Raw genomic sequence first — 25170 nt, 5'->3', positions numbered from 1 at the left:
CCGAAGCTCCGTTCATCCCCAGCAACCAACATGGGCTCGACTATTCTGCGGCTAATCCGGAGATTTCGATGCGGGTCCGAAAGTTGTTATTTTCGTGATCTTACCGTCCACGCCGACGGTGATCATGTCACCACCTCGGGCAAACTCCGTCCCGTCGGCCTGGATGATAACCCAGGTCAGAAGTGCTACATTGTGGTGCACCGAGACGTCACCGATCTCAAAGTGGCCGCCGGGAAAGCGGTCGTGGAAGACTGCCATGTCGTTGATCACGGTCTGCCTGCCGAACACTGTGTCATGCCTGACGGTCTGGTATTCGATGTTCTCGTCCAGGATCTGAGCCGCGATCTCCCGCCGTTTAGCGACATCCTTCGAGTTCCAGGCGGAATGCACCTTCGCGTACGCATTCCAGGCCTCCTTTTTGCTCAGCACCCTCTTGCTCTCGGCAGTGGGATCGATAGCCGATTGAGCGAGGAGCGCCGGCCCATGGCTGCCACACAACGCCAGAGCCATTGCTGCGGCGATCCTCAGCGCACGTCTGCGCACGCGATCTGGAGCGAGCGAGCATAGCGAGCCGTGATTGGCCAGGGCGCTGGGAGCGCTGCCGATCATTGGCGATTGGCCGCTTGCAATCGAGCTGTCTCTCGTCACGGCAGGCCAGCCCAGAAGCTCGTCAACGCATCGGCGATCGGCGCGGGCGACTCCTCTGGCCACCAATGGCCGACCCCCTCGAGGCGCGCTATCGTCGCTCCGGCCTGCTGTGCTGCCCACTCGTGCTGCTTGATGGTGCCGCTCGCCCGATCGACATCTTCAACAGCGATGAGGGCGAGACCGGGACGCTGGGACGCTCTCGACAACAGCTTTCCGGCTTCCGACATGACGGGCTGCTTCGCCGAGCGGAGCAGCGCCAGCACGGCATTGCCCATCTCGGGATCGAGGCCGGCCGCGACCCGCTCCGCCATGCGCCCGGTCATTCCGAGGCCGGTAGCGATACCGAGCCGTGCCGCGAAATCGCCACCGAAAATCTTGCGTGCGGACTCCTCTCCATCCCCCTCGCGCTGCCAGACCTGAGCCCGTGCATGCCAGGCGTAATCGGGTGCGAAGACCCCCAGCGCGTCGGAGGCCCAACTACGGATGAGATCCGGGCGGTTCATCGCGAGGATGGCGACGTGAATGCCGCCCCAGTCGTGGCCAACCAGATCAACCGGTTCGCGGAACAGCTCAAGCTGCGCCGTCAACCACTCGCGATAAGCGGGTATCGATGGCGCGAAGCCCGCCGCGGTGGGAACACCGAAGCCTGGAGGCGAAAGCGCGATGGCGTCCGTTCGATCGAGCGCGTGAAGCAGGGGACCCCAGATGATGGCCGTCGAGGGATTGCCGTGAACAAGGACGAGGGGAGTGCGAGCCACGTTGGCGCCTTCCAGTTACTTGCCGGTCAGCAAGCAAGTATCCTCGTTCTCGATGTCTTGCAAGCGCGAACCGCTCAAGCGAAGACCGCGGCCTTGTGCGCCGTTGCTCAGGCATGATACCGCTGATGAAAGCGAGCTGATTGCCCTCTAGCCGATGTTGCCTCCTGAAGACCGACCGGCCACGAAGTCCGAATCACGCCGGGTCCGCCGCTCGCAGCGAGAGCGCCGTGAGGACACCGAACGCCGATTGATCGCAGCGGCCGTCGAGCTGATCGCTGAAAGAGGATCGCGCGCGATCACCCTCGCAGCAGTGGGCACCGCCGCGGGTTATAGTCGGGGGATCGTGACACATCACTTCGGCAGCCGCGACAAGCTGCTTCGCGCGATCATGGAGCATACCCGAACGTTCGACATCCCCGGTCGCCGAGAAAACGCCATGTCATGGCTGGGCGATATGGTTAGGGCGTACTTGGAGAAGATCACCGAGCAGCGTCCGGCAGCGCGCGCCTTCCTGCAGATGTGGGGAGAGGCGATCGGTGCCGATCCCGTCCTGATGCCGCTCTACGCCGAACAGGATGCCGGATTTCGGCGCCTTATCGCGCAGAAGATCACCGAAGGCATCCAGGACGGATCAATCCGGGCGGACGCCGACCCGGACGCAATGGGAGTATTTGTCGTGGGTCTTCTACGCGGCATCGCTCTGCAGCTGATCGCGACACCGCCGCCGCAGCGGATGGACGCGATCGGCGACGAGGCCGAGCGGGCGGTCAGACTCGCGCTTCGCGCCTAATCCCACGGTCTGAGAAGTGCATCGCAAAGTTCATCAGTGCCTGTGAACGCTCGACTTATCCTAATGCAAAACGATCACCATGCTAATAGATGCCTTGCGCCCAGCTTTATTAGTGCTGATTAGTCAGCCTAGCTTGACCGCACGGCGGAGGCTTAAGCACAGCTGAACAGGCTCGGCAGGGACGGGCTACGATGCTCCCTCGCGCGAGATTGCCGCCTGCTGTAGGCATTATCGCTTCCCCCGTGCCGCGGTCTGCTCGACATGTGTGTCTCTACGCGGCGGCGCGCCGAATAAGCGCTTGTATTCGCGGCTGAACTGCGACGCGCTTTCGTAGCCGACCGCGAAAGCTACCTTTGCTGCCTCAACGCGCCCGCTGATAAGCAACTGCCTAGCCTCGTGAAGCCGAATGTACTTTTGATATTGTAGCGGACTATGTCCAGTCGCAGCCTTGAAGCGCCGGTGGAAGACAGAGACGCTCATCCCGGCGATCTCCGCCATCGCCTCAACACTCAGGTGCTCAGCGACATGATCGCGGATCCACTCCATAGCAACACGCAACCTGGAAAGGCGCGTGTCGGTGTTCGCAATCTGACGAAGCAGGTCTCCTTGAGGGCCCGACAGGAGCCGATACATCAGCTCGGTCTCATAAAGCGGAGCAAGTACCGGTATCTCATGCGGCCGATTGATCAATCCGATGTAGCGGCTCCACGCTTCGATCAAGGCCGGCGTCGCCTCACTAAAACCGAAGGCAACATCGCTCGAGGTGTCACGTACCGGCATCTTGGCGAGGATCGGCAGGAGAACCTTCGGTTCTATAAAGAGGTTGAAGGCAAGATATGGCCTTTCGGACGAAGCTTGACAGATCTGCGCTACCGCAGCCGCTTCTACGGCGACGATCATGCAATCGCCTGCGCCATACTCGAGCACACGGTCGCCTATAATGGTACGCTTGGTGCCTTGGAGAACCAAGGTGGCGACGGGATCATAGATCAATGGCACCGGGGGCGTCGCCTCACTCTGCAGGTAGCAGTGTAGGCGCGGCATAGCATCGAGGGGAGAACCGGCGGTTCGGAGCGCTATCGCCTTCATGTCGGCCAGATCGATCATCAACGCATCTGCTAGCAATCCATCTGGAAAGGCAACCGGGTAGCAGGAATAGGCAATCAAACGACAGGATCCGATATCGCGGGGCAGGGGTGGAGACTCCAAATATCTGCCACGAACATAGCGGCGGAGTTCAACATGCAAACGCGAAAACTGGGACGTCAAGGCCTACAGGCTTCAGCAATCGGCTACGGGGCGATGGGATTTCACCTCGGATATGGTGCCGCCGACCAGGATGAAGGCCTCAAGACAATAGCTCGTGCTTTCGAACTTGGGGTCACGCTGTTCGATACTGCTGAAATGTACGGCTGGGGGGAGAACGAACGTTTTCTCGGCCGTGCAGTTCGAGGGTTTCGGAACGAGATCGCTATCGCCACCAAGTTCGGCATCACTCGTGATTATGGCACGGATAGCCGCCCCCCTCACATCCGCGAGGTCGCCGAGAACAGCCTTCGCTTCCTCGGCACCGATCGCATCGACGTGCTTTATCAGCATAGGCCGGATCCCGCCGTGCCGATCGAGGATGTTGCTGGCGCCGTCAAAGAGCTGATTACTGAGGGAAAGGTGAGGTATTTCGGCCTCAGTGAGGCTGGGCCGGAGACCATTCGTCGGGCGCACGCCGTTCAGCCGGTTTCTGTCCTGCAGACGGAATACTCGGTCTTCGAGCGTGACGTCGAGCAGCTATTCCCCCTTCTTCGCGAGCTCGGTATCGGCTTCGTGCCCTACTCACCGCTTGGGCGGGGCTTCCTTACCGGATTGGCCAAGCCTGCCTCTGAGTACGAGCAGGGCGACATGCGCAACGGAATGGACCCAAGATGGCAGCCGGGAAATTACGAGAAGAACGCCGAGGCGGTGGAGCAGCTTCGGCAGCTTGCGACCGAGAAGGAAGCCACTCCGGCTCAGCTAGCCCTTGCCTGGCTGCTCGCGCAAGGCGATGATATCGTTCCGATACCAGGTACACGTAATCCAGCGCGAGTAGAGGAAAATGTGCGTGCTGCTGATCTCTCATTGAGCGACGCCGATCTTGAGCGGGTGAAGGCCGTATTGCCGAAAGGTAGCTTCGGAGGCCGTTACCAAGGCGGCGCTCCGCAATGGATTTGACACGGTTCTGCGCGGAGCTGAGTTCGATTCTCAGCAGTCAGGGATTTGCGTTTGCGAAGTGAATCCTGAGGTAGCCTTGACATGCCCTGCCTTTTGTCTTGCGGTATTTATAATCCAAACGTGTTCGGATTAAGTGCTCGCGCTTACTGAGCGTCGCTGCCGAGCGCCCAACTGGAGATCGCCGATGAAATTCCTCGTCCTGCTCACGCCGAATTCCGGCAAGACCCTCGACGACTTTAAGCCGCACCTGGTGCCCGAGATTGAGGCGGTCTGGGCATCCTATCTCAGCGACGCGTTGCGCGAATTCTACTTCTCCAGGGAGCCGCAAGTGGTCACCCTTATTTATGAACTGCCCTCGATTGAAGCGGTTCACCGGGCCATCGACGCATTGCCGATGGTGGAAGCGGGGCTGCTCGACCGCCAGGTCGTGCATCTCGGCCCGTTCCACCAAATTGCCGCTCTATTCGGCAAGCCGGGGGCCTGACGTGCTCGGCGGGCGATCAATTCGTCGGGTCGAGCCCCCTTCCGGCAGTGCGATCAGCGGTTGGTATGCGGGTGCGAAACTGCTCGACAGCTACGGCGTCGACGTAGCGACCGACGGTATGACGATGCGGGCGATCGCCGACCGGGCACTTGGGGCGCCGCCACCCTGGTTCAGGGCGCTGTTGGCCGTGCGCGACGCCGCGGTGGCACCGTTCGGCGTGCGAACGTCCGGCGAGCTGCGCGGCGCGCGACCGGATCGTCCACGTGTCGACTTCTTCCCCGTCCTGAGCGAGACCGCCGACGAAATCGTGCTCGGCGAAGACGACCAACACCTCGACTTCCGGCTCTCGCTTCTGCGCCAAGGCGGACCCCATGGGGCGATGCTGATCGCCACCACCGCGGTGCGCACGCACAACGGGTTTGGTCGCCTTTACATTCGCGCAATCCACCCGTTCCACATCCTCGTCGTGCGAGCGGCCTTGGCCCGAGCGGCTACTGATGCTGAACGAACGTCCGTTTCTAGGAAGTCGGCATAAGGCCCTGAGTGACCGGTTATGGGTCCTAGCCGCCACCACGGCTTCGGCAGGTGCCGACCAGACCAGGTCTTTCGCATCTGATCTGAGATAGGTCCGATCTCGCCGCAAGCGGCCAACATGGTGGGCGGTGCAGACATTAGACAATAGCCGCCGTTGGTTCCGGCGCGGCGGTCATTGCCGTCCGCCCGGTGACCCCGGCCGGAGCGCGAAAGAGGCGCCCCCTCTAGTCGACGATCGCGTGCACCGCCTTGAGCGCTGCGGCGGTCGCGGCTTCCTCGATCTTGGTCTTGTTGTCGGCAGACGCCTTGGCGATGGCCTTCATGATGAAGGACGGATCCTCGGTCTCGATCAGCTTGGCGACGAGGGCCACGGGCACGGGATCAGCTACGGCCGCGCCCTGGACAAGACCGAGGGACGCCGGGTCGAGCAGCGCGACAGCGCCCGGCTTCAGATCCGCAGGCCCCGGAAAGGCTGCGAGCGGCCCGGCAGGTGCCTTGATGGCCTCGCCCTCGCCATCGGAGCGGAGCAACGTCCCGGGGGCATGTTTGTCCAGATCATACCCGCCCGTGTAGAACGGCTTGTCGGCAAGCGCGCCCTTGTCGATCATGTACCGGGTAAGGGTGACCTCAAGCCGCAGCACCTTGGCATGATCGGTACCCGCCTTGGCCATGCTTTTGCCGAAGTAGATGAGGTTCGGCTGAAGGCGAAATGCGTAGGCCGTCGGTGTCCCCGCCGGACCTGCGAGAGGCCCACGAGCGGGTTGAAGCCGCAATTCGGCATAGAAATCAGGCGTCGCCGTCTTGTTATCCCCGGTGACGGCAGCTCCGATACCGGCAGCCTTGAGAGCTGCCGCTCCCGCCCGATCCACCTGTTCCTCGAAGGCGCTGTCCAGCGCGAGCGCGCCATATCGGACGACGACGACGCAGCCTGCCGCCTTCGAGGCCACCGGTGCGTTCGCCGTGTACGTGCCGTCGGCAGTCAGGCGACCGGGACCGTAGAACCAGCCATAGCCTTCGTAGGCGCTCACAGCGGAAAGCGCGGCATTGCGCTTCTCGGCGAGGCTCGCAAACCAGTCCGCCGCCGCCACTGCGAGGTTCTTGACCACCGCCAGGCCGAGGACTGCGAGGATCCCGGCAGACGCCGTCGGGCCTCCCTTCATGTCGGACGGACATCGGTCCATCAGCAGGACTTGGCCGACGGGGAGGGAGGCAGGAGCGGCGGGAGCGGCTGCGACGGCGATGTCGGCAGACAGGATGGCGCATATCGAGCAGCCGAGGCCGAATACATGCAAGGCGCGCGAGATCATCGAACTTTCCCCCTCAAGAATGAAACTAGGATTGCGTCAGGTCGCCTGGATTTGCTTGAGCCGTGAAAGCGAAAGCTGGTTGCGGGAATAATAGAACGACAGGCGGCTCCAGGCGGCATTCCCTCGCCCGAGCCCGAGGAAGCGCCCGGCATTCTGGTGCAGGATCCGGTCGATCCTCGGTTGGTCGAACCCGCACGATTGCCTGAGGAACTCGATCACGCGGCCGGCATAATCCGGATATCGGTTCTCGAGGCCGAGCATGATCCAGTCGGACCCGAACACGAGGTGCCTGACCTCGGGGTCGAATCGGGCGACGAAATCGCGGAACCGGGCGGCAGTGTGTGAGACGACGTCGGGACTCGCGAGGACATTGGCAAGGTAGCTTATGTCGGCGAACACCGGCCGGTCCGGATGCGCGGCGATGTAGCGGCCAAAGGTCCACTCCCAGCTCGTATCCGGTAGCGAGCCGGCCCCGCCGGCGGCGGACGGTGCATCGAAGCGACCGAAATGGGCGAGGCAGACGCGCAGGCGAGGCCAGCGGTCGAATACCGGGATCCAGAAGGCCGGATCCGCGCGATCGGCATAATTGGGACCCGCCCCGTTGCTTCGTGCTGCGTGGGCGATGATGGGGGCGTCGAGTTTGGTGCAGGTATCATAGAGCTTGGCAAGCGAGCGATCCAGGGCGATTCCGACACCGCCCTTCAGGTCGCGGACGACATCTGCCGGATACTTCTGCTCGCCATCCCCATTGCCGATGGGCTTGAATCCCATCGGCGGATACAGTTTCACGCCCACAAAGCCCTTGTCCCGGATTGCAAGCTTCACCAGGTCGATCGGATCGAAACCGGCGTCGAGGTCCGCGTCGTGATACGCCTGCCGCAGGGGATCGAATGCGACGTAGCCGTGCACGACAGGCCCTTTGTCGCGCTGCGAGATGCAATCCATGACCTCGACCTGGTCCGGCATGGGGGATGTCCGGACGTCCTGGCCCAGCCACTTGTCGTAATCGATCAAGGCCGGCGACAACATCTTCACCGAGATGCCCTGGCACGCATAGTCCTGCTGCAGCTGGTCGGCGAGGTCGTGACGGTAGCGGGTGATGAGTTCGAACCAGCGCAGGTAAGTTCCGATGTCGGTCTTCGAGGCATAGGCCTTCCGCGCCGTCTGGCGTGCTGCTCCCTCGCCGAAGGGAGCGCCCGCCGCGCCGACCGGGCCGCGACCGCTTCCCGCGGCGAAGATGGCGTCGGCGACCTTGCCCTCGCCGCGGCTTCCACCGCCAACCCCGAGCGCTCCGGAATGCTGGACGAGAAAGTCCCCGACTGCTTTCTCGATGTTGCGGACGCTCGTCCGAATGGCGCCTGCCATAATTCCGCGCCGCCTATCCCGTTCGAGCATGGCGATCTCGACACGCGCGGTGGGAGCGCGGTTCCGCCCGAGCACCCAGGTCATCAGGGCGATGATCCCGTCGACGACGTCAGGATCGTGGATGTCGAGCGCGCTCTCGGCCTGACGCGGATGCATGTCCAGCAGGACGTACCTGAGGAAGCGTTCTGCAGGCAGGTCGCTGGCGTTGAAGATGTGGCAATGCGCATCGACGAGTTGCGCCGACTCCGGGACCTTCCGGCAGGCAGTTGCTGCTGCCATCGCGCTTCCCGGCATCAGCGTGGCCAGGGGACCCGCGATCAGCCAGGCGAGCAGTTCCCGGCGCGACGCGCACATCCCCGCGTCTTCGTTGTCCGACATCGTCACGACTGCCCGGGCATCGGTATCATCCGTACGATCTCCCTGATCTCCGAGAGCGGAATGTCCTTCGGTGCCGAAGGCGGAAGCTGCACGATCGACGCGCCGTTCAAATGGTAGATGGGGCGCAGCTTCAAATACGTGTTCTTACCGGGCGCAGGGGGGTCGATCGCGGCATCGCACGACGGCGCGGCATAGTTTGAGGCGACCAGCTTGGCGACCGGGCCAAGGGTCTTGTAGCTCACGATCTTGCGGGGATCGCGGCCCCAGCGGGAGTATCCAGAATCCCCTTGGCAGCGCAGTCCCTTGATATCCTCGATCTTGCCGATGAACACCTCCCCGGTGCTCGTCTCGACATAATCGAAGAAGAACAGCAGCGCCTTGGCGATGTTGAGCTTGAGCCGAGGATTGACATTCGGCGATGGATCCGAGTCGAATAGGTCCGCGCTGGCCAAGATCCTGTATTTGAGATCCCGCGGCATCAGGCTGGAATTGAGCGATTTCATCAAGGTCGCGGTGAAGGCGACGAGTGGGGCGGCCTGGGAGGTGCCGCTCATCGTGTCCTCGGTGTTCATGTCGGTCCAGGATTTCACGCTGCAGCCTGGTGCCGCGATATCTACAGATTGACCGCGATTGCTGAAGCCCGTCAGGCGTGTCGGTGTCTGGTCGTCATGGGCGCCAACGGTGATCAGGTTGTCGGCCCGGAGGCCGCCGAGTGCGGCCGGAAAGACGCCGAGGTCGCCGGCATCGTCGGAATCGTTCCCGGCCGCGGCGACGAAGAGGTCGTTCGAATAGGTGCGCAGGATGTCTGAGAAAGCGGATTTCGTCGCGTTGTCGGGGGAATCGGTGCCCTCTAGATAGGCGATGCTCAGGTTGACGATCCGCCCGGAGGGGCGCTCGCTGTTGAGCGTGAGGAGCATTCTGAGCGAACCGATGGAATCGGGCCGCAGCTTTCGGTCGCCGTTCGCCAGGTTGATGAGGCTCAGGCGCAGCCAGCTCTCGGAAGGCTTGTCGTCCTGGGCAAAGATGCTCCGATACGTGATGAAGCCCGAGCCGCCGAGCACTAGGCCGGTCACATGGGTCCCGTGGGACGACAACAAGGTCGGCTTGATCACATTGCGGTCAAGCCAGGGGGTCATCTTGCCTGTACCCGATGGAAAGATGGGCCCGACCACACCCGGCGCCGTGCTCCAGTCAGCAAACAACGCCGCTGGAAAGGCGACCGGGAACGGGGCAGCCGCCGCGGGATCGACGCCGTAGAAGCCATTGTCGAACACCCAGACCGGGACGACGGGATTCACGAGGTGCCGGTTCTTCGCTTCGACCCGGACAAAACTGTAGTAGGCGGCGACCTGCTGCGCATCGAAGGGCGGATGCGACGCCGGGCAAGTCGTGGCCGCCGTGGCGGCGACGCCCTCGCCAGCAGGCACCTCCAGCGGCGCGATGATCCGTCCTTCTGCCGGAGGTCGCGGCGGTCCCCATGACGCTTCATCGATACCCTGTGGCTGCGCGATGCTCTCGGAGAGATGTCGGCTGAGGTCCTCCGCGCTCTCTCCGCTCCTTGGAGTGAGCTGGCTGACCGGGGCCTGCTGGAGCGAAAGGGGAGCGGCCTGACCGTGCGACGTCGATGCGGGTACGCCGGCACCGGGGCGGACGAGCAGGCACTCCGGAAGCTTCAGCTGTCCGGCTAGGTCGCCGAGCGGGCGATCGTGCGGGAATGCGGCGGCGTTGTTTCTGCCGAGCGTTTCTGCATTCAGTTTGAGGAATTCGTCATAATATCCGGGCTGAAGGCTCCCGCATTTGCTCGTGATGACCTGGGCAGCGGTTTGGTTCTTGACGATCTCGGAGGCCGCCGCGGGAAGTGCCTGCGGTTCGGCGTAGCGGGCAACTGCGCGAACGAACGGCTCGCTCAGGGGAGTAATCGCACGCACCATGAGCACATCCTGGGACAGGCCAGGTGCCGCCGCTGCCAGGGCGAGCGGCCCCATCGCCAGGCCCAGGATCCGCCTCAGATGCATCGTGCCGCTCCGGTCGACAGGCCACAGATCGAAGCGTTGGCATGCCGCTTGAGCCAACCGCGTGCGTAGGAATCGAAGCCCGTACCGGCCAGCGCGGAGACGCGGGAGATATAGTCGTAGGGGCCCTGTGCGCGATCCTCGAAGTCGATCGACGAGTTGACGCCGCGAACCCGGCGATCACCGTCGCTGATCAGCGTCGCCACTCCATCCGGCTTAAGGGGTGGCACCACCTTCAGGCCGCTCATAAGGGGGCCGCCCGAATCGCCGGGGCACAGTGCCGGCTCCACGCCCTTGCCGGATCGTAGGATGACGTAGCCCGGTTCGGTGCCGCTTGCGCTCACGCCGGTCTCGATCGCCTCCTGGCCGATCCGGAAAATGCCGGTGTCGGCCGTAAAGGTCAGGCGATGATTTTCGACCTGGAGGCCCGAGCATCCGTAGCCGGTCAGAACGACGGGCTTCCCTCCGCCGGAGATTGGCCGGAGGGACGTCTCGGTATCGACCGTCTCGAACGTCATGCTGTCCAGGGTGGCGGGCTTCAGTCCCGTCCAGCTCAGTTCGCAAAGTGCGAAATCAAAGCTCGATCGCGGCGAGCGGCCCTTGTACTTCGCCGCGAAGTAACGGGGATCGGGATCGCAGGTCACGTCAAGCGACCGTCCGTCGACTTGCAGAAAGGCCTTGCGGAATTCTTTATCCTTGCCGGTATCGAGGCAGTGCGCCGCAGTCAGCAGCACTTTCTCGCCCACAAGTGCCGCGGTGCATGTCGCATAGGCGGGGCGACCGAGCGCATCCTTGCCAGCGGCAAAGGCCGTGACGGCGACTGCCTGCCAGTCTTCCATCCGAGCGGTGAAGCCATTTGCCAGCCTTACGCCGCCCGACGGCACGACGTCGGCGACCAGTTCGAAGGTCACGCAGTCCGCCTTGTCACGGCACGGCGGTTCTGCTGCAAAAACGGCGTCCGGAAGGGTGTTCGACGCAACCGGTTCGGGATGGTCGCGCCTACCTGTCGCAGCGATGCTGACGGCGATAGACAGCATTGCTACAGGCGCTGTAAAAAAAGTCCAGTGTAACACGATGCCCCCATCGCAATCACAGGTCAGATACATGTTTAATGCAAGGAGAAATCCATGGCAATAGGCTATCAAGCGAAATAATTGCACCTGCAGTGCCGGTTATTATTGAATGATGTGCAGTGTCTGCGGTGTGTCATCATGCGCGGACTTCCGAATCCGGAAGGCGCGGCAAGATGATCGGGCGTTCGGATTCTGTGCATCCTCTACCGGCTCTTCCTTCCGCCCGACGCCGCCTCCCCCGTCCGCTCCGAAGACGACGATATGACAATGCCGATCAGGAATCGGGCTCATCGATTCCGGCATATTGTTTCAGCGAGGCTCGATAGCGTGCCTAGGCCGCCGCATCAGCCTCCTCCGCCGCCACTGCCTTGACCGGCGCATAGAGCGTTGATTCTGCCGTAAGCCATGCGGGCACGAGGGCGACCCACAGCGCGATAGGAGTATCGCGGAACGTCTTGCGAACTCCGATATTCTTGAATTTCAGGCTGTCGCCGAATATGAAGCCCGCCAGTAGTGCTATCTCGACGACAATGGCAAGAAATGCGGCGGATCCATGACTCATGGCATGTTTCGCGACTTGCATATGCGCTTTCCCGCGACAATGCCTTCCCCTCCGCGTTCTGGAAGCTCAGCCCGGGCGGCGTGCCGCAGGCGGCGGCCTTGCTCGTCGGAGGGTTCGCGATCGTGGGTGTTGGCGTCAGCTTCACAGCGGATATCGACATTCAGCGGCAGCTTGCCATCCCCAACGTGCTCGGCATCGCAACCTATGTGATCGGCATGCCGGCCGGGTTCTCGCTGCTACGCGGCGTCCGCCGGGTCTCACCGGCCTAGGCACCGTGCTGTGTGCGGCACTCTTGCACTTCGCCGGCTGGCCGCTGTTCTGGCTCGTGATTGTCGGGCTTTCTGCCGTGGTTGTGGTGCGCCACCATGCAGCCGCTGCGAGGTAGCCTTGGCGTGGTGACCTCGGCTCTACGGGCTGTCACTGACGCGGCAGTCCCATGATACGATCGTTTGCGGGACGATCGTTGAGGCCGCGAATCTCGTCTCGTCTTCAACCCGCCAGACCTTTACCGGCCTGTCTCGGCCGTTCCTTGCCGTATGCCGTCTTCGGAACGTCCGGTGTTGGCGAAAGCCGCCGTTTCAACGATCGCCGTGGAATGACCGCAATGTCCCACCTCTCGCCATTTCCGCCATCGCTGACCGAGGTACCGGGCTAACATGAATGGACGTCCGAAGTTGGGGAGCGCGAAACCACCGTTCAATGTCCATTTGTGGGTCGCGTTACTTCTCGCTACTATTACTGTGTAGTTTTGAGGATGACCTGGACCGTCTCCTCCGGCATGTCCCACATCGGAAAATGACCGCTGGACTCGAACCAGTGCAGCTCTGCGGACGGGAACGCAGCATTTGCGCGCGCCGCCTGACTCGGCAGGCAAAGCCTGTCGTGCCTGCCCCATCCGATCACGATCCGGCCAGTGCTGTCGGCAGCAGGACCGGTTTGCTCGGGTCCGGTCGCAAGGTCATGAACCAGCGCATCGAACGTCGGTGTCGTACTGAAACTTGTCAGCTCGGTCGCCACCATCTGCGGGTCAAGCGCCCAGGGATGCGCGGACAATTGGGCGAGCAGGGCAGTGCGCGAGGCCGCGTTACGGCCCAGCGTCGGCAAGGCGGGCCGGATCGCCCGCAACAAGCGGCCCGAGACGCCGATCGTGGTCTTGAAGAAGGTGCGCTCCCAACCACGCCAGAACCCACCCGGGTCAAGGGCGATGACGTTGCCGACGACGCCGCGCCTGGCAAGTTCGAGCGCTAGCCGGGCACCCATCGAGCTGCCGACGACGTCGATCCCGGTCAGCTCGTGTTTCACGATATAGCGCTGGACGCTCCCGACCAGACCGTCGAACGTCCCACTATCGGGCTCCGCAGGGGTGGCGCCATGTCCGGGCAGGTCGATCGCGATCACCGCTCGACTGGCGCCGAGCGAGTCCAGAATGGGGCTCCATGATCGTGAGGTTCCGCCCAGACCGTGGACAAGCAGCAGCTTGCGGCCGGAGCCGCGGTTGATCTCGTGCATCTCGTTCCATTTCAGTTATCTGAGACGGCTCAACGAGCACCGTCCGTGCCTGGCACCAGTTGATCTGCGAGCTGCCGTGCGCCGGTCATCGCGGCGCTCGATCCCTAAAAAGGGATCGCACGCCGCCACGACGATGAGGGATGCGCAGCTTAGCCGTGCGGGCGCATGACCACCTTGATGACGCCGTCCTCCTTGTCGCGGAACCTGGCGTACATCTCCGGCGCGTCCTCAAGGCTGGCAGGGTGCGTGATGACGAAGCTGGGGTCGATCTCCCCGGCCACGATCTTCTCCAGCAGCGGCTTGGTGTAGCGCTGCACATGGGTCTGGCCGAGCTTGATCGTCAGTCCCTTGTTCATTGCCGCACCGATCGGCAGCTTGTCGCCCATGCCAACATAGACACCGGGTACCGACACCGTGCCGCCCTTGCGGCAGCTCATGATCGCTTGGCCCAACACATGGACACGATCGGTGGCAAGCATCATGCTCGCCTTCACCTTGTCCATAACGGCGTCGCCCGCACCATGGCCGGCGGCCTCGCAGCCGACGGCGTCAATGCAGCTGTCGGGGCCGCGTCCCTTGGTACGGGCCTGAAGTTCGTCAAACACGTCCGTCTCGGCAAAGTTGATCGTCTCGGCACCGCCGGTTTCCGCCATCTTGAGCCGCTCGGGCACCTCGTCGATCGCGATCACGCGGCCGGCACCCATCATCAGCGCGGAGCGGATGGCAAACTGGCCGACCGGTCCGCAGCCCCAGATCGCGACCGTATCACCCGGTTCGATCTGCGCGTTCTCGGCGGCCATGTAGCCGGTCGGGAAGATGTCGGACAGGAACAGCGCCTGATCGTCGGTGACGCTGTCGGGAATCTTGATGGGCCCGGTGTCCGCCATCGGCACGCGGAGATACTCGGCCTGACCGCCGCAATAGCCGCCCAGCATGTGGCTGAAGCCGAACAGTCCGGCGGGCGAGTGCCCCATCGCCTTGGCGGCCAATTCGGCATTCGGGTTAGTCCGGTCGCAGGCCGCGAACAGGCCCTTGCGGCAGAACCAGCAGTCGCCGCAGCTGATCGTGAACGGCACCACCACACGGTCGCCGATCTTCAGGTTAGTGACTTCGGAGCCGAGCGCCACGACCTCGCCCATGTTCTCGTGACCGAGGATGTCGCCTGCTTCCATCGTGGGCTGGTAGCCGTCGAGCAGGTGCAGGTCCGAGCCGCAGATCGCGCAGGCGGTGACCTTGATGATCGCGTCGCGTGGGTGCTTGATCTCGGGATCGGCGACCGTGTCGACGCGGACGTCGCCCTTACCGTGCCAGCAAAGTGCGCGCATGTTTCTTCTCCGTGTGAGCAGGAGCTCTGCCAGGATCGGAAAAGCGACTGAACCACCTCAACGTCTCGTCGCACGGAACGGGCTCACACCTATTAGCCTATGTGAACGGACTTCCGGTTTTAAGCAGGAGTAAACGACACTCGAACGTCCGCAACTGGGTCCTCGCCACGAGCAGGGAGGGGCCGCGCTGGCGCCATATAAACCACTAACTGCAATTCGCTTCCGCCTTGGAGTCACGTTGTGGGTTCTCGGCGCGGGGGGGGCAGAGACCGCTATGGGCCGCGTCTACGCCGCAAATGCGTCGGGCTAGTTTCAGCCTCAGCCACATGCTCGCAGCGGTCTGCCTCCACTGACCTCGCCGTGAACAATAGTGGCACATCAACATGGAGTGCAGGAGCGTGCCGACCGCTCTATTGCACGCGGCCGTGTTGTAGAGGTTACGGCAGCGCGCGTCTCATCCATCAGGCGGATATGCCATCGAAGCGAGGCGACGGCACCCTCGCTGACGAGAACGGCGCCAAGCACACTCGACCGCCGGCAGAGTGTCGCGCCTATGCGAGGCGGTCGGTGATTGGATCCCGTTTCTAGCGCGGTGCCGTAAAGCTGCCGTAACACTCGAGATTTTTCCCGCTACGGTCTCGAAGCGTTGTCTGCCGTTGCCTCCCCAGCACTCAAGCCGATTTTCACACGTTGTCGCATCTGTGTGGAAATCGGAAGTGCGGGTTCGACGCGCCCGTGTCGTTAGATCGAGGCAGGGCGTCGTGACGCTGCGTCCTGCGGCGGCGGGAAACGCTCGCAGCCGATTGGATAATCAGGAGCTTCCATGTTTCACGTTTTGCGTGTCTTATTCTTCATCGCGCTCGCGTGCGGGTCCAACGCTCACGCCCACGCCCAGTCCTTCTCGGGTCCGCACGTCGAGGCGATCGCAGGCCTGAGCCACGACAAGCGTGAGGTGCTCGACCGAAGCCTCAAGGACGACAGTTTGCTCTACGGCACGGGAGGCGGCTATGACTTGCGCACCGGAAACGTCGTGGTGGGCGTGGTCGGCGAGGTGAGTGGGACGACCAACAAGAACTGCGGGACCTTCGATCTCGCAGCGACGTCGGGAACGCCAAGCCTGGCTGGTCGCGTGTGCGAGAAGGGGCAACGCGCCCTGTTTGCCGGGGCTCGGCTCGGATATGTCTTGGGTGAACGCACGTTGGGTTACGTCCTTGGTGGCTACGAGAACATTCGCACGAGAACGACCTTCGACGGCGCAATCGATGGCGTCGACGCTCCGGCGCGCTCGCACAGGACCGAGGATGGCTTCAGGGTCGGAGCGGGCCTCGAGCGCGCCATCAACGACCACGCTTTCATCAAGGCCGAGTATCGTTACGCACGAAGTGGTTCCGGTGGCCCCAGCTCGGAACGGCACCAGATCGTCAGCGGGGTCGGCATCCGGTTCTGAACGCATGCCGGAGCGAGCGCTCTGAGCCCGGTGCGCTGGGCGGGCTATCGGCCGGCGCAACGCGTGGCGGCCGCCCTCGTCCTGATCACCTGCTTCCCGGTCCGGTCGTTCGCGGTCGGACCGGAAGCGTATGATCTGCCCTCGCTGCCGGTGATGGAAGCGATCGAGCGACTGAGTTCGCGTGCGAAGGTCACGATCGGCGGCGAGGTTCACGTGGATCCGCGGCTTCGCACGCGCCCCCTGAAAGGAAGCATGTCGGCAGCGGCCGCGTTGCGGCGGTTGCTGCGTGGCACAGGGATAGGCGTGCGCAGGCTCGGTCCACGGACGTATCGGCTGGTCCGGCTCGATCCTCCGAACAAGGTTGCGCCTCCCTCGCCCGCTCCGATCCAACGTCCCGCCGAAGACATCGTGGTGATAGCGACGAAGCGGGCGCTGCCCCTTCTGCTGTCGGGCGGCGGGGTCGAGTACGCGCGATTCGACACGCCGCTGAGCGTTCACGATGGTGGCCGCAGTCCGGGTGAGCTGGCGGCACGTATCCCCTCGCTTTCGTCGACCGCGCTTGGGCGCGGGCGGGACAAGCTGTTCCTTCGGGGGATCGCGGACTCGAGCTTCGCCGGCGCGACGGAGGCCGTGCTGGGCGAGTACCTCGGGGAGGCCCGGATCAACTTCAACGCGCCGGATCCCGGCCTCCTGCTCTACGACGTGAACCGCGTGGAGCTGCTCAAGGGCGCGCAGGGAACGCTCTATGGCGGCGGAACGCTGGGCGGCGTCTTGCGCATCGAGCCCGAGCGTCCGGACCTCAGCCGGGCATCCGGGTTCGTCGACGCGTCGATCTCCAGCGTTCGTTCGGGCGGGCTCGGCATGGCTGCGGCTGGAGTCGTCAACTTGCCTATCGCCGACGACCAAGCCGCCATTCGCGTGCTAGGCTATCGCACAACGGACCCTGGCTATATCGATGACGTCAGGCGTAGCCTGAAGGACGTCAACAGCTCGGCAACTTACGGCGGTCGGGCTCAGCTACGGATTAGTTCCGGCGCATGGACGATCGACACGATCGCGACACATCAGCGTGTCGATTCGGACGACAGCAACTACGTCACGGGCGAAGGCGGACCACTCACCCGAGCAAGCAAGGTCGCGCAACCCTCTCGGAACACGTTTAGCCTGTTCGACGTGGAAGCGCGCGGACCCGTGGGAGATGCAGAACTCGTCACCACTACGTCGTTCGGAGTCAACGCGGTCGAGGCGACCTACGATGCGAGCGCCCGAGCGGGTGCGCCAGCCTCTTTCCGGGACGCTCGGCGGCTCACTACCTTCAACCACGAAACCCGGCTCGCGCGGTCTACCCCGAGAGGAGCTGGATGGATTGCTGGAGTAGCCGTTTTCGCGGAGCACGATGCCGCAAGGCAAGATGGCGATCTGCCCATACTGCGCGATATCGCGGCGAACCTGCGAAGCGACCGGGTCAATGCCGCGCTGTTCGGCCAGATTGCGGTGCGTTCGGGCGAGCTGCTGTTGACGGCAGGGCTTCGGGGAACCCTTTCCTGGCAACGCGCTTCCACAAACCTGAACGTGGTGGCGGACCTCTTGCCTGGACGCGGCCCCACTGAATCGAATGTTTCTCCCATGGCGCAGCTTACCTGGCTGGCCAGCCAGACAACGGCGGTTTCCTTCGGCCTTAAGCAAGGCTTCCGGTCGGGTGGATACTCAGTCTTCCGAGTGGATCAAGAGTTCGCCGGCAACATTGTGCCCGGGTTCTACTCCAACTATTACCAGCCAGATCTGATACGGGTCGCTACATTGCAGCTCGATCACAAAGTCGAGGGCGATAATCCCGTAGAGGTCAACGCCGCTGTCTCCGCGGCAAGATGGAACCGTACCCAAGGCAGCTTGGCGGACGAATTCGGATTCCTCTACGCCGCCAACACCAACGGCTTGACCTTGTTGAACGTCGACCTGTCCGTAGCGTGGCTCATCCGCCACGGCCTTACGCTCCGGGCCGGCAGTTCGGTAACCGAAGTCATAGACATCGGACCCGGAACGGCGGCTGCCGAGGTACCTAGCGTTCCCGACCTTACCGGCTTCGCCGGCGCTGATTGGAAGCGGTCCTTCGCCAATGGATGGGAACTCGGCCTGGAGGGACGTTTCGCCTACCGTGGAAAGTCGCGTCTGGGGTTCGGGTTTCTCAACGGCATCACTCAAGGTGATGTTGTCTCCACGAGCCTTGGAGCGCGTCTGAGGCGCGGCCTACACTCGGTTTCGCTATCCGTCGAGAACCTCTTGAACGATCGATCAAGCCTCTTTGGCTACGGCAACCCGTTCACCCTGAGTAGCGAACGCCAGTCAACGCCACAGCGTCCTCGCGCCGTGAGCTTGAACTTCCACGCGGCCTTCTGAGACCATGTCGTACGGGTTTGGCAGATCGGTGGCGTTTTTTCCGCACAAGCAGGGAGAGTTGCCGCGAGATGTCCGGGCGATTAGCAACACGAGCGGCCAGAAGGCCGGGTGGCGGGCGCCACGCCGACCCGGCGTTTCCGCTGGGGCTCGTCACATCGACAACGCATGGTGAGCTCCGCATGAGCGTCGAAGCGCCTCTGACTAAGCTGTTCGTCGACAACCGAGCCATGATCCTGCGATATCTTCGTGCGCTCGGGGGAGATGATCGCGCCGACGACCTGTTGCAGGATCTGTGGCTCAAGGTCCAACGTGCGCCGAATGTTGGTCAGGTGTCGCGAGCCTATCTGATGAAGATGCCGCACAACCTCGCGCTCGACGACATGCGCTCCAACCTGCGACGGGGGCAGCGCGATCGGTCTTGGCAAGTGGATGGTGCCGACGGGTTTGAGATAGATCAGTCCCCAAACGCGGAACAGATCCTTATGTCGCGGGAAAGCCTTCGTATCATGGAGGAGCTGTTGCGAAGCCTCGGTCCAAGGACCGAAAGGATCATCCGGCGGCATCGGATCGATGACGTCTCGCAAAAGCAGCTCGCTGCTGAAGAGGGCCTTTCCCTGAGCGCGGTCGAAAAGCACCTGCAGAAGGCATATCGTGCGATAGCATCGGCGCAGGTCGAGCTGGATGCTCCTTGGGAGCTGTCGCGATGAGCAACGATGCCGGGAGCGGGCCGCTGAACGAGGCGCTTTACTGGGCAGCGCGGCTGCAATCACCCGATTTCGACGAGTGGGAGGCGCACATCGACTGGCTGGAAGCCGATTCCGCACATCCGGCGCTGTATCGGCGGGCATCGCTGGCATTGACGAGCGGAATGCGCGTCGTCGAGCAACTTGCGTCGAGTTCCGTCCCCGAGGCCGCAAACGACCTCGAAGCCGGCGGCCCGCCGCGGCGGAGCCGCATGGGCTGGTGGCTGGCGGCCAGCGGGGCGCTTGCCGCATCGATCACCGGCCTCGTTCTATCTTCCGAAAATGCGGAGCCGGACTTGATCTTGCGGACTGCGCCCGGAGTGACTCGCAGCGTAAGCCTCGCAGACGGCACGTCGCTCATGCTGAACGGCGGAACGGAGCTGACGGTGAAGCGACCGGAAGAGCGTCAGCTCGTCTTGAAGCAGGGAGAGATCTTCCTTCGCGTGACGCACGATGCTGAGCGTTCGTTCGAGGTACGTGTCGGGAACCGAATATTCCAGGACGTCGGTACGGCGTTCAACATCAGCGCGGAACCCGGAAAAGTTCGCCTCGCCGTGTCTGAGGGTGCGGTCGCAATAGACCCGGATGAGGGAAACGTCTTGGTCAACGCCGGTGAAGCGGTCACCATCAACGGCTCCAAGATGGTTCTCGCCAAGAGCCCGGCGAGGACAGTCGGCAGCTGGACCAGAGGCAGCCTCGTGTACGCCAATGCCGAAATGGTCAGCGTTGGGTCGGATTTGGCTAGGTCGCTTGGTGTGCCGGTGTCCCTCTCTCCGGAAGTCGCCAGAATGCGGTTTACCGGAGCGATCCCACTCGATGAGCCGCCTGCCGAAGCGCTACAACGTCTAGCCGATCTGCTTGAGGCCCGAACCGTTAAGACGAGCTCAGGCTGGACCATCAAGCGAAGGGAACCGGAGAGATGATCACGATTGCAGTTCCGCTCCCCATAAGTGACACCGAGCCCCATAACGCCAAGAAAGTTTGCAGTGGCTTTCGTGCGAAGAATGCCAAAATAGGAAAGATTGGAACTCCACGGCAGGCTGCTCTGTAGACATCTCGCCGGAACGCCGTCTTTACAACCCCTGCCAACAGCTGTGCACGAAGCGGGTAACTTCGCCTGCGAGTTCGCGGTCCTCAGGCGTGTTTCCCATGAAGCCGCCGTGCGGCATCGCTTCAAACACATGCAGTTCCGCGCCCACACCGACCTGGCGCAGCGCTCGGTGCATTCGTACCGTGTTGGACAGGAACAGGTCGCGCGTGCCCGATTGCAGGAAGCTCGGGGGGAAGCCGGTGAGATCGCCGAAAAGTGGAGACAGATGGGGATGTGACAGCTCTGCGCCCCCGCCGTAAAGCTGGTTGTTACGCATCAGCGAACCGGGCAGGACCACATCGATCATCCGGTTAACCTGGAAGCTGTCACCGGACTCGGTCAGGTCGACCTGAGGTGAAAGCAGGACCAAGCCTGCCGGCATGGGGAGGGCCTCCTCCTTGGCGCGCAGGAGCATGGCCGCAGCGAGATTGCCGCCTGCCGATCGCCCGCCGACGACGACGCGAGTTGGCGCGTGGCGCTCCAGAACGTAGCGGTAGGCCGCCGTCGCGTCGTCGAGCGCGACCGGGTAGGGGTGTTCCGGCGGCGTCCTGTAGTCAACGCCGTAGCACAGTACCCCGAGCTGGTCCGCCTGCATCCTCGCCTGAGCGATGCAGGCATCCCCGCCGCCGAAGACCAGGGCGCCGCCGTGGAAGTCGATGTAGGCGTAATTCGGGTCGGACACGGCCTGCGGCGTTGCGACATGAAGCGTTGTGCTATCCGTTTGGACGGTCTCGACCTCAGATCAAAGTGTCCCCGCCAGCCCTTTTACGGCCGCGGCATATTGCACGTCTGCGGCGGCTTTGACCGCCATCCAACCGGCATGATCCTCAGGCAGGGGCATCGTGTTACGCGCGTTCAAGGGTGTCCCGTCTGGGCCGACGAGCTGCTCGAGCCTGGCTCGCGCTTCAGCACTTATGGAGGCGGGAAACGGTATGCGGCGCGCTGGCACCGCCACCCCAACTTCTTGATCGGTCATGTAGCGTGATAACTCCTTCCCCGACGGGGCAGCGCGCGCGGCGTTCCACCTTCAGCGCTCGTTAGATCTGATCCACTTTGTTTCGCTCGGAACCCGGTAGCTTCCGATCAGGTCGAGCAGCGCCGCCGGATCGCTAGAGGCGAGCAACATGCCTCGGTGGACGGGCTTGAGGAAGGCTTCGTCGACGACGTGATCGAGAAAGCCGAGCAGCTTGTCGTAGAAGCCTTCGATGTTCAGCACCGCGCAGGGCTTCGGTGGCTGCCGAGCTGGGCCCACGTCCACACCTCGAAGATCTCTTCGAAAGTGCCAATCCCGCCCGGGAGGGCGATGAAGGCATCGGACAGTTCGGCCATGAGGGCCTTACGCTCGTGCATCGAGCCAACTACGCGCAGTTCCGGCAATCCCGTATGCGCGACCTCCCGGTCAACCAGAGCCTGTGGGATAACGCCTGTCACCGTGCCTTCAGCGGCGACCGAGGCATCCGCGACGGCCCGCATGAGGCCGACAGATGCCCCACCGTAGACCAGGCCAATGCCTCGTTAAGCCAAGAGCGTACCAAGGCGCGTCGCAGCGGCACGATATTGTTCAAGACGGCCGGCGCTCGAACAGGAAAACATGCAAATACGTTTCAAGGATCTACTTTCATCAGTGAACAACTTCAGAAACGGGTGCGGCGGCTGGCAGCGCAGGGTCCAGCGGCAGCGCCGGGTCAGTCGATGGTCAGGACCGCCTTTCCCTTGAACCGGCGGGACAGGAGTGCGCGCGATACCTCGTCGATATCGTGCCATGATCCGCTGTGATGGATCACCGTGTCGAGCGTGCCGTTCGCAAGCCGCGCGGCGAGCTCGGCCAGAATGGTGCTCGCGACCGCAGGTTCGGGTCGGGTGAGCTCCTCACCGAGGAAGAAGCCATAGAGCGATGTCCCGCCATATCCGCCGCCCGAGCCGAGACGGAATGCCTTGGCATTAAACGTCGTCAGCTCATCTCCAGCGGCGTCACCAAATTGCACGCACATGCCGCGGGGAGCGAGCCAGGCAAGGGCGCTGCCGAGAAGCTTTCCGCCTACACCCTACAGGATCAGGTCGTAGGGGCCGCATACCTCCGCCTCGCTCTCGCCGACGGCGATCGCATGAACCGGCAGGCGACGCAGCATCGCCGCATCGGCTTCGGAGCGAAGAAAGGCCGTAACGTGAGCGCCTGTCGCGGCCGCCAGCTGGATCGCGATCAAGCCGACCCCGCCGGTAGCGGCCGTCACGAGAAGACGCCGGCGAAATCCCACCCCGGGCGATGCCCGGCTCGCGCTGCGAGCGCCTCACGGACTTCGCCGTTGTTGAGCGATATCGCGCGGACCGCGACGGTCACTTCGTCCCGGGCGGGTGCCAGGGGGCAAATCTCCTGATGCCAAGCCGGCGATCGCCCCCTTCCTCCAGCACGGTCACTGCGCGCATCGTCAGCCCTCGATGCAGAGGGTCTTGGCGGGATAGTCGAAGGTAATGGCGCCGGCCTTCCACAACGGAACGCCGAGCGACCCGTCGAAAAGGCCAATCTCGAACGCCTTCACACCGGATGACAACGCTGCTTCAACGCCGGGAATGACCGTTCCGCCAAGGCGCATTTCCGCCAAGCGAGCCACGCTGCCCTGCACCTCGCCGCCTGTACCGTGACCGACCTGCTGCACCTTGCCCGAAGCAATCAGCGCTTTACCCGCCTCGCTGCGCACGAAGGGGCCGCCGATCATCAAGGCCTGGTGCCGTGTGCCGAGATCGACCACGAGCTTGAGCTTCACCGGGTTAGCGTTCGGCGCTGGCCTGATTTCGGCCTCGACCATGGGGATTTCGGAGACAATCGTGAGCGGGATCGGCGCTGCACACTTGCCGAGGCTTCCACTGGGGCCGAAAGTGATCAGTTCTCGCCTGTAATCGACCCGCACTGCACCGTATTTGAAGGCAGGAGCGCCGATGATGACATCGATGGGGAAGCCCGCCGACGACGAGAGTTGCTCGAGGTTCACAGAGACCCCCGGCAGCTTCTCGAACTCTAACGGTCCGACCTTCAGAGCTGCAATTTCGATCGGAAGCAGCTGCTGCGCCTGAGCACCAGCACCGGCCGCGTCACCTATCGATTCCTTGACCGCCAGACCCAGCGCTGTTGTCGTTCGCTGAGCGACGACGAGAGCACCGGAGCCGCTGTCGAGGACCGCGGATTGCCGTCGACCGTTGAGCGTTACGTCCAGCGTAACAAGGTTGTCGCGGAGCTTGAACGGAATGCTTGCGGGCTTGCGAGGTGCATGTGCTGGACGATCTTGATTGTTAGCCTCGGACTGCCATTGTTCCTGCTTATTCGGTGAGGTTGCCGTTTGTGAATTGGCCCGTCCGGTCCAGACTACGGCTCCAAGAAGTGCGGTGAGCACCAGCCCAAATTTCATCTGCACGGCTTTTCTCATCCTTCGTCGTTGAACGCGTCCAGGCCGGAAGCGCGACAGCGACCTTTGGAAACACGGAGCACCAGGCGACGCGCGTCGACCCGCGCGATTTTCGCACGCGTCTGCGCGTCAGTCTGCGGCTACTCTGCCGTCCACGTAGCGCTCATGGTAGTGCCGCCTCCGGTGGTGCTGTGTTGCACGACCCGGAACGCCAGCGGGCGATCAGCGTGTCTCTTGCGTGTTGAGAGCAGAGTCGCCGAAACACTCTACCAGCATCTCCGTCAGGACGCGGATCTTGCGAGCAGGATGCTGACCGGGCGGCCGGATCACGTAAATTCCAAGCTTGGGTAGCGGATAGCGTGGCATCACCTCAACCAGCGCGCCCGAAGTGAGATGTTCCTTGATCAACGCCTCAGGCAACCCCGCCAGGCCAATGCCCGCAAGCGCGGCGCCTACGAGTGCAACCGCATTGTCGGCTTTGAACCGCCCCTGAGGCTTCATCATAACGACCTTGTCGCCGTCCGCCACCGGCCAACTTTCGGTTCCCTGCATGACGACCTGATGGGTGACAAACTCTTCAGGCGTCTGCGGCGAGCCATGCTCTTCTACATATTTGGGAGCGGCGACATATTTTCCCGTCGTCCAACCCACCAGTCGTGCCATCATGTTCGAGTCACTAAGGTGGCCGACACGAATGGCGCAGTCGAACCCCTCCGCGATAAGGTCGACGAACCGATCGGAGTAGGACGCCTGGACATTCAAGTCCGGGTGACGCCGCGCCAAATCTGCGATGACAGACGCAAAGTGAGTTGGCCCGAAAGTGAGCGGAGCCGAAATCCTGAACCGGCCGCGCAGCGCGCCAGCGGGTAGAATGGTTTCCCGCGCTATGTCGATTTCGGCACAAACCTTCGCTGCATGGTCCCGGAACGTGATCCCGGCCTCCGTCAGCGCCGCGCCTCGTGTGGTGCGCGCGAGCAGCTGGATGCCCAATTCTGCCTCCAAGCGCGCGAGGCGCCGGCTAGCGATCGACTTCGACACTCCCAAGCGAAGCGCCGCAGCAGTAACCCCGCCCGCATCCGCGACCTCCACGAACGTCCGCAGTTCCTCGATATCCATGCCGTGTTCCCAAGTGCGCAACACAGCAT

The 25170-nt window shown here is 63.0% G+C and carries 25 protein-coding genes and 1 pseudogene; 9 read left to right on the top strand and 17 right to left on the bottom strand.

All coding sequences use genetic code 11. From position 1 onward, the window contains the following. Positions 1 to 51: 51 nt before the first annotated feature. Positions 52 to 648: a nuclear transport factor 2 family protein gene (locus EV292_RS21375; protein WP_165927228.1), complete on the bottom strand. Its 597-nt coding sequence runs from the start codon at positions 646 to 648 to the stop codon at positions 52 to 54. Continuing rightward, entirely contained in the window at positions 645 to 1406 is a 762-nt protein-coding gene (locus tag EV292_RS21370) for an alpha/beta hydrolase (protein WP_132911297.1), read from the bottom strand. The genes EV292_RS21375 and EV292_RS21370 overlap by 4 nt, the downstream gene beginning before the upstream one ends. A gap of 247 nt (positions 1407 to 1653) precedes the next feature. Between EV292_RS21370 and EV292_RS21365 the strand changes: the two genes are divergently transcribed. Next, on the top strand, positions 1654 to 2196 hold the full coding sequence (locus EV292_RS21365; RefSeq protein ID WP_207913516.1) for a TetR/AcrR family transcriptional regulator: 543 nt from the start codon (positions 1654 to 1656) through the stop codon (positions 2194 to 2196). 228 nt (positions 2197 to 2424) lie between these two features. Here EV292_RS21365 and EV292_RS21360 read toward each other — a convergent pair whose 3' ends face one another. Next, the gene (locus EV292_RS21360) at positions 2425 to 3303 is read right to left on the bottom strand and encodes an AraC family transcriptional regulator (protein WP_132911295.1); all 879 of its coding nucleotides are present in this window, start codon (positions 3301 to 3303) and stop codon (positions 2425 to 2427) included. A gap of 135 nt (positions 3304 to 3438) precedes the next feature. On the opposite strand from EV292_RS21360, the gene EV292_RS21355 reads away from it, so the two are divergent. From EV292_RS21355 to EV292_RS21350, 3 genes are all read left to right on the top strand, one after another. Then, positions 3439 to 4401 carry an aldo/keto reductase gene (locus EV292_RS21355; protein ID WP_132911294.1) on the top strand — a complete coding sequence of 321 codons (963 nt, stop codon included), beginning with the start codon at positions 3439 to 3441 and terminating at the stop codon, positions 4399 to 4401. Positions 4402 to 4585: 184 nt separating this feature from the next. Next, positions 4586 to 4885 (top strand): hypothetical protein, encoded by a 300-nt coding sequence (locus tag EV292_RS22960; protein WP_207913513.1) that lies wholly within the window; start codon positions 4586 to 4588, stop codon positions 4883 to 4885. A 1-nt stretch (position 4886) separates the two neighbouring features. Continuing rightward, positions 4887 to 5420 carry a DUF2867 domain-containing protein gene (locus EV292_RS21350; RefSeq protein ID WP_207913510.1) on the top strand — a complete coding sequence of 178 codons (534 nt, stop codon included), beginning with the start codon at positions 4887 to 4889 and terminating at the stop codon, positions 5418 to 5420. Between the two features lie 223 nt (positions 5421 to 5643). Here the strand turns inward: EV292_RS21350 and EV292_RS21345 are convergent, their stop codons facing one another. From EV292_RS21345 to EV292_RS21325, 5 genes are all read right to left on the bottom strand, one after another. Continuing rightward, complete coding sequence (locus EV292_RS21345) at positions 5644 to 6726, bottom strand: hypothetical protein (RefSeq protein WP_132911292.1); 1083 nt, start codon at positions 6724 to 6726, stop codon at positions 5644 to 5646. 36 nt (positions 6727 to 6762) lie between these two features. Next, entirely contained in the window at positions 6763 to 8469 is a 1707-nt protein-coding gene (locus EV292_RS21340; protein WP_165927227.1) for an amidohydrolase family protein, read from the bottom strand. A gap of 2 nt (positions 8470 to 8471) precedes the next feature. Continuing rightward, positions 8472 to 10484 (bottom strand): S8 family serine peptidase, encoded by a 2013-nt coding sequence (locus tag EV292_RS21335; protein WP_132911290.1) that lies wholly within the window; start codon positions 10482 to 10484, stop codon positions 8472 to 8474. Continuing rightward, positions 10475 to 11392 carry a trypsin-like serine protease gene (locus tag EV292_RS21330; protein WP_165927226.1) on the bottom strand — a complete coding sequence of 306 codons (918 nt, stop codon included), beginning with the start codon at positions 11390 to 11392 and terminating at the stop codon, positions 10475 to 10477. The genes EV292_RS21335 and EV292_RS21330 overlap by 10 nt, the downstream gene beginning before the upstream one ends. A 493-nt stretch (positions 11393 to 11885) precedes the next feature. Then, positions 11886 to 12137: a hypothetical protein gene (locus EV292_RS21325; protein WP_132911288.1), complete on the bottom strand. Its 252-nt coding sequence runs from the start codon at positions 12135 to 12137 to the stop codon at positions 11886 to 11888. A 59-nt stretch (positions 12138 to 12196) separates the two neighbouring features. Between EV292_RS21325 and EV292_RS21320 the strand changes: the two genes are divergently transcribed. Next, positions 12197 to 12385 (top strand): hypothetical protein, encoded by a 189-nt coding sequence (locus tag EV292_RS21320; protein WP_132911287.1) that lies wholly within the window; start codon positions 12197 to 12199, stop codon positions 12383 to 12385. Positions 12386 to 12851: 466 nt separating this feature from the next. Here EV292_RS21320 and EV292_RS21315 read toward each other — a convergent pair whose 3' ends face one another. Both EV292_RS21315 and EV292_RS21310 read right to left on the bottom strand, forming a co-directional pair. Further along, complete coding sequence (locus tag EV292_RS21315) at positions 12852 to 13625, bottom strand: alpha/beta fold hydrolase (protein WP_132911286.1); 774 nt, start codon at positions 13623 to 13625, stop codon at positions 12852 to 12854. A 149-nt stretch (positions 13626 to 13774) separates the two neighbouring features. Next, complete coding sequence (locus tag EV292_RS21310) at positions 13775 to 14950, bottom strand: zinc-dependent alcohol dehydrogenase (protein ID WP_132911285.1); 1176 nt, start codon at positions 14948 to 14950, stop codon at positions 13775 to 13777. Positions 14951 to 15773: 823 nt separating this feature from the next. On the opposite strand from EV292_RS21310, the gene EV292_RS21305 reads away from it, so the two are divergent. The 4 genes from EV292_RS21305 (at position 15774) to EV292_RS21290 (ending at position 20460) form a co-directional block, all read left to right on the top strand. After that, entirely contained in the window at positions 15774 to 16397 is a 624-nt protein-coding gene (locus EV292_RS21305) for a porin family protein (RefSeq protein ID WP_132911284.1), read from the top strand. Between the two features lie 63 nt (positions 16398 to 16460). Then, on the top strand, positions 16461 to 18794 hold the full coding sequence (locus tag EV292_RS21300) for a TonB-dependent receptor plug domain-containing protein (RefSeq protein WP_132911283.1): 2334 nt from the start codon (positions 16461 to 16463) through the stop codon (positions 18792 to 18794). A gap of 179 nt (positions 18795 to 18973) precedes the next feature. Beyond that, entirely contained in the window at positions 18974 to 19501 is a 528-nt protein-coding gene (locus EV292_RS21295) for a sigma-70 family RNA polymerase sigma factor (protein WP_165927225.1), read from the top strand. Further along, positions 19498 to 20460 carry a FecR domain-containing protein gene (locus EV292_RS21290; RefSeq protein ID WP_132911281.1) on the top strand — a complete coding sequence of 321 codons (963 nt, stop codon included), beginning with the start codon at positions 19498 to 19500 and terminating at the stop codon, positions 20458 to 20460. The genes EV292_RS21295 and EV292_RS21290 overlap by 4 nt, the downstream gene beginning before the upstream one ends. A gap of 150 nt (positions 20461 to 20610) precedes the next feature. On the opposite strand, the pseudogene EV292_RS21285 reads toward EV292_RS21290, so the two are convergent. The 7 genes and pseudogenes from EV292_RS21285 to EV292_RS21265 all read right to left on the bottom strand — a co-directional run. Then, positions 20611 to 21315: pseudogene (locus tag EV292_RS21285) on the bottom strand (alpha/beta hydrolase); the annotation flags it as partial. Between the two features lie 339 nt (positions 21316 to 21654). Further along, on the bottom strand, positions 21655 to 21843 hold the full coding sequence (locus EV292_RS23475; protein WP_347812612.1) for a hypothetical protein: 189 nt from the start codon (positions 21841 to 21843) through the stop codon (positions 21655 to 21657). Further along, complete coding sequence (locus EV292_RS23470; RefSeq protein ID WP_347812611.1) at positions 21837 to 22100, bottom strand: TIGR00730 family Rossman fold protein; 264 nt, start codon at positions 22098 to 22100, stop codon at positions 21837 to 21839. The genes EV292_RS23475 and EV292_RS23470 overlap by 7 nt, the downstream gene beginning before the upstream one ends. 212 nt (positions 22101 to 22312) lie before the next feature. Next, positions 22313 to 22612 carry a hypothetical protein gene (locus EV292_RS21275; RefSeq protein WP_165927224.1) on the bottom strand — a complete coding sequence of 100 codons (300 nt, stop codon included), beginning with the start codon at positions 22610 to 22612 and terminating at the stop codon, positions 22313 to 22315. Positions 22613 to 22672: 60 nt separating this feature from the next. Further along, positions 22673 to 22831, bottom strand: a complete 159-nt coding sequence (locus EV292_RS22840) for a hypothetical protein (RefSeq protein WP_165927223.1) — start codon at positions 22829 to 22831, stop codon at positions 22673 to 22675. A 222-nt stretch (positions 22832 to 23053) separates the two neighbouring features. Then, positions 23054 to 24046: an aspartyl protease family protein gene (locus EV292_RS21270; protein ID WP_132911279.1), complete on the bottom strand. Its 993-nt coding sequence runs from the start codon at positions 24044 to 24046 to the stop codon at positions 23054 to 23056. A gap of 201 nt (positions 24047 to 24247) precedes the next feature. Beyond that, positions 24248 to 25141 (bottom strand): LysR family transcriptional regulator, encoded by an 894-nt coding sequence (locus EV292_RS21265; RefSeq protein ID WP_132911278.1) that lies wholly within the window; start codon positions 25139 to 25141, stop codon positions 24248 to 24250. Between the last annotated feature and the right edge of the window lie 29 nt (positions 25142 to 25170).

The organism is Sphingomonas sp. BK235, assembly GCF_004345855.1.
In the GTDB taxonomy this organism is placed as follows: Bacteria; Pseudomonadota; Alphaproteobacteria; order Sphingomonadales; family Sphingomonadaceae; genus Sphingomonas.
Note: the sequence above shows the minus strand (reverse complement) of the source record. Positions and strands in the feature narration are given on the sequence as shown.